The organism is Pseudoalteromonas nanhaiensis (assembly GCF_051235485.1).
Classification (GTDB): domain Bacteria; phylum Pseudomonadota; class Gammaproteobacteria; order Enterobacterales; family Alteromonadaceae; genus Pseudoalteromonas; species Pseudoalteromonas lipolytica_C.
On sequence record NZ_JBPNYQ010000048.1, the window covers coordinates 1 to 5343 of the forward strand.

Genomic DNA, 5343 nt, shown 5'->3' on the forward strand with positions numbered 1-5343 from the left:
AGAGTCCGTATATAAGCCAGCATCTAATCTTTATTTAATAAATACTCCGTTGACAAAAAACGGGGAGTCCATATAAGATCACAGAGGCGCTTCGCGCTACACAGAGAAACCAAATAATCACTAAGAGATTATGGGCACTCCACGCTTCAGTGAATAACGATTTACAATCTACTATTCTCTTCCTCTGTGTCCTCTGTGGTTAGAAAAAAGATCTATAACTCACAAAGAGAATAAGAGGCGCTGCGCTATAGAGGAAAACAAATTAAGTAAGTTATTGGTTTACCTCATCCTCTTCTCACTCACTTCTCTTTGTGAAAAAAGATCTGCGCGCGGAATCAATATCATGTCTACAGCAACCTTGCATTTTTCGGCTCAAAAATGCCAAATACAGCGAAAAAATATACTGAATAACATAATCTAAATTTTGCTCTTAACCGTATTTAGGCGCTGTATAAAAACAAAAACCCCAGCAAAAGCTGGGGTTTTGGAAAGTAGATATACTTAAATAAGTATAATCAATTAGTTAGTACCTGTTACTTCTCTTTCTTCACACTCAATAGAAACTTGTCCTGTTAGAGTGTCAGTGCTCTGAACATTCTCAAATGTGAATGTTTGTGATTGACCACCACCATCTACTTTTGCACCACGGATTGTTGCACGTACTTTGTAGGTACCACCGGCTTCAAGGCCTGCAAGGCTAAATGTTGAATTACCTTGTCCCTGAGCTAATGATGCTGCTTTACCATCTTTAGCATAAGTTACAATAGAGCCAGAAAGATCTGGGTTAACTGTATTATCTGCAGCACAAACACCGTTAAGAGTTACTGCACTATCGAATGTCTCAACCGTATTATTAAGTGTAACTTCAACGTCACCACAAATTGGTTGGTTTTCTTGCTCGTACCAAGTGTTACCTGCTCTATCATATAAACGAACTTTAGCTACTGCATCAGATGAAATACCAAAGCGAGCTGTCGATGCACCTGAAATAATCTGTTTAGTAGTACTTCTGATGTAGCTAGAAATAGAACCATCTGGTGAAGTCATAGATACTGCTAGTCCACGAGCAGGTAAGGTACCACCAACAACTTTAACTGATACACCTGAAGTACAAATAGGAACACTCTGATTCATTGAGAAGAATGTTAAATGGTCAGTCATAAAGCTAGCCGGATAAGTGCCATCTGTATTTGCAGCGCCTACTGTAGCTTTGAATTGCTCATCTTTCCACATACCAGTGTCTTCATTGTGTGAAGATACGTTAAGGATGTCGCCTTCACTTACACCACTGCTAGCAGGTAAAGTTACAGATACATTAATAGCAGGAGTAAACTGCTTAACTTTAGTCTCACCAGCAGTCATTGTGATGTTAGTTACGCCAAGTGACTCTTTCACTTCTGTAGTGCTGTTTTCATTTAAGCCGTCAGGAATGATAAGACCAGTACCACTTACACTTGAATCAGCCGCCAACACATTTAATTTAACAGCGCCACCAGCTACAGCATCACCATTTGCGTCTTTTAAAGTTGTGCCTGCAGGAATTGTTACATCTGACTTAGCGCCGTCTTTACTAGCAACAGCAACGATAGGATCAATCGTGGTAGCGTCTGTAAGTTCAACTTCTGTTGTAGCTGAAGCTAAACCTTCAGAATCAGCAGGAACTAAAGCAAAGTCTAGAGGAATGTCATTAGAACCTTCATCAACTTGAGCGTCTAGATCAACAACAAAACTTTTACCTACGTAACCGTCAAAAGTTACTTGCGCAGTTACTTCGCCTGTAGCATCTTCTTTCGGAAGGAAAGTAAAGTTACCAGAATCATCAACAGTAACCATGCTAAGTTCTTCACCGTTAGGATCCACTAAGCTTGTTGCAGCTTCACCATCAACCATGAAAGTAACCATTGCACCAACAAGAGCATCAGCGTTTGTAGCATCAATAACATTTACTGAAAATATTTTGTCTGGTTGCTCAGTAACAATTGTATCAGGTGGAACGATTTCTGTTACTGGTGGTACAACTGGATCTGGCACGACCTCATTTTTGTCGTCATCACTCGAACAGCCTGAAAGAGCAAAAACTGATGCTACAGACATAGCTAGTAGCGTTTTTCTGTTAGTAAACATAGGGAGTCCTTTTATTCCTTTTTTAAAATAAACGTATCAAATAAGGTCGATATACAGGGAAATCTCCAACTAAACCCATAGTTGAAAGCAAAATAATTAATAATTTCCCATTGCTACCTGATAGGTTAAATAACAATCACAACATTTGCAACTGTGATTTTACACAAAGAGCCTTTATTTTACTAAAAAAGGCTCAATAAAAATTATAGATAATATTTACAATCCAGCAATTAGAATTACAAAAAATAAATCAATTTGTCGATTTTAAACTTTTTATTCCTAAAACAGAGACAATGATTATTTGTATTCTAAGTAAACATCTCTCAAGCGGCTAAAATTAGCATATAAATATGCTTTAGATAACCGCCCCTGATTCAGATATTTACGGTCGATGCTAACACTATTTACTGGCTTATAAGCTTGATTAAAAATCAATGTATTTTGAGACTCACCAATTCGTGTACCAATCGAGTGTCGCCAAGCTTCCGTACCCTTTACTTGCCCGTAACGCGTTACTGACATGTCTTTTCGTGGTGAGAGCGGAATACTAAACGCAAAGCCTATTTTTCTTGCATCGGTATCTTCGCCATAAAGAGCTAGATAACTATCACCAAACCAGAACCTACTTTCTACTTTAATGCCTGAGTCTTCATTCCAAAACTTACCAACCTCAGCATGAAACGTAACATCATGCTCAACCCAGTTAAATTGGTAGGCTATTGTTTGATAATCTCTATTTGCATCGTAGTCTTGGTAGTCAAAGTAACCAATATTTGCGCTTACCTTGTGGCGACCTTCAGGACTAAGCCAAGTAGTTTCGTTTTGGATGCCATAAAAATCAAAACGTTCTTTATAATACCCAAGCTGTGTTTGGTTATAAATGCCATAAGGTAATGCGAATGTTTGATAAAGTGTCGCTCTATCAAATTCAGACTCTTCACGGTAATACCTAAATGCTGCATCTTCATCAAAGTCGTCGCTATTAGCTACACTTACCTGGCCACCAAGGTTGATACCCGCACCTTGCCATAAAGGTATGTCTACATCGGCGCGGAGCGCTAATGAAAAATCATATACTCCTAATTCAGTAGCATAGGCATTCGTAAGTGCAGGGCTAAAAGTTACACGCGGCTTAAAGTAAGGCGAGTTAGTATTCATTAAACCAACCCAAGTAAGTGCTCTTGGTAGTGGCATAGCACCTTGATAAACAACTACCTCAGGATGCTTTTGCGAAAGAATAAACTCGCGGTACTCGTCTACGTTACCTTTTAGGCTAAGTTGAGGAATATCTTGCTTAGACATAAAAACATTAAACTCAATGCCTTCACTGCTTACATATTGCGAAATTCGGCCAAGCACTAAACCAATTGCATCAAGGTCATTACGATTAAAAGTAGAGTTTTCAAACTTGACAACAATTTGCTTATCGTTATTAAAGCCTACTTGTACACTTTCGAAACCATCTTTAACTAAAGCATGCTTTAACGTTGCAGCTTGCCTTGTCATTTCTTTATTGCTTTCGAAATAACGGTGTGCGTTAGGATCTTTTATAGTTACGGGTTCTTTATTAGCGTTAAGCTTAAAGTAGGCTAGTTCATCACTTTCAGATACCACAGGTTCTGGCGCACTTTCGATTGCCTCGTACTCAGGTTTTGTGAATAATGGCATTTTGAAGTTAACACCCCAAGATGTGTCTTCTTCGCTGTAGTCTGTATTACTATAAAAACGGCTAGTGAATGTTAACTCACCGATATCGTATAACCACTTTTTAGGCACTGTGACTTTTGCGGCTGCATTAAATGCATCTGCGTCATGTTCTGCTTGCAATGCAAACCAGTCAAATGGTTGCCATTCAATACCAGCAAAAGGGCCATCCATTTGGCCTGTAGCACGATCACTTACTGAGTAACCTGCTGAAAATCTAAAATCCCACAATTCTTTAGAGGCAACAGCGTAGTAAGTTTCGTAGTTATTTGCTGCACCGCCGATATCTTTTGCACCAATAGCAACAGTTAACCAGTTTTTTGGTATGTAAGGTATTTGGTATTTAGCGTTAAACGATACATCTCGCAACTGGCCCTTTCCCTCGGGATAAAACATATTATCGTTCATAGATTCGGCAGCAATTAAACCACTTACTTCAAAACCGTCAAACAAACCTGCAGCAAAAGAGAAGTTATGACCATCAATATACTCTTTACCTCTAAGATCAAGCATGTTGTTGTAACCAATATCAATATTGCCTACATCAATTACATTTGCATTAGGGGTATTTATTAGGCCTGTATAGCCAGTAAAAGATTGATAGTTATTAATTTTATCTGAAGCTAGCACAGGAGCGCAAAGAGTTGCTAACCCGCTAATGAGTAAAGTGTTCGCCTTTAGCATAACTCGAATCCATGAAGAATTATTAGAATTTTTTGTTAACGCCAATATAGCATTAATTAACTAAATTAGTTAGTTGTTCATGTTTAAAAAGTTAATACAAAAATGAAATTTAAATCTTAGAGAAAACCAAATAATCACTCAGAGATTATCAGAATAACTATTTAGAATCTGTCGCTCTCTTCCTTTGTACTCTGTGACCTCTGTGGTTAAAAAAAGATCTTTAACTCACAAAGAGAATAAGAGGCGCTGCGCTTTAGAGGAATACAAATTAAGTAAGTTATTGGTTTACCTCATTCTCTTCTCATTCACTTCTCTTTGTGTAAAAACAATATTTGAACCACAGAGCACACCGAGGCGCTGCGCTACACAGAGAAACCAATATTTAAAAAGTTTGGTCTCTCCTTCTCTTCCTCTATGCTCTCTGTGTCCTCTGTGGTTATAAAAAAGTTCTATAACTCACAGTTAGTTACAACTCTCTTCGCTCAAAAGAAAATAATTTTGTGGTTTCCTCATTCTTTTCTCATTCACTTCTCTTTGTGTAAAAACAATATTTGAACCACAGAGCACACCGAGGCGCTTCGCTTTAGAGAAAGTAAAAATAATCTTGTGGTTTACCTCATTCTCTTCTCATTCACTTCTCATTGTGCAAAAACAATATTTGAACCACAGAGCACACCGAGGCGCTGCGCTACACAGAGAAACCAATATTTAAAAAGTTTGATCTCTCCTTCTCTTCCTCTATGCTCTCTGTGTCCTTATATGGACTCCCCGTTTTTTGTCAACGGAGTATTTATTAAATAAAGATTAGATGCTGGCTTATATACGGACTCT

General features: G+C 38.2%; 2 protein-coding genes. Both read right to left on the reverse strand.

What is annotated here, in order from left to right; genetic code table 11:
• Window positions 1-519: 519 nt before the first annotated feature.
• The gene (locus ACSFVZ_RS20330; RefSeq protein WP_235384377.1) at window positions 520-2124 is read right to left on the reverse strand and encodes a hypothetical protein; all 1605 of its coding nucleotides are present in this window, start codon (window positions 2122-2124) and stop codon (window positions 520-522) included.
• Between the two features lie 297 nt (window positions 2125-2421).
• Window positions 2422-4512 (reverse strand): YjbH domain-containing protein, encoded by a 2091-nt coding sequence (locus tag ACSFVZ_RS20335; protein WP_435559505.1) that lies wholly within the window; start codon window positions 4510-4512, stop codon window positions 2422-2424.
• Window positions 4513-5343: the final 831 nt, after the last annotated feature.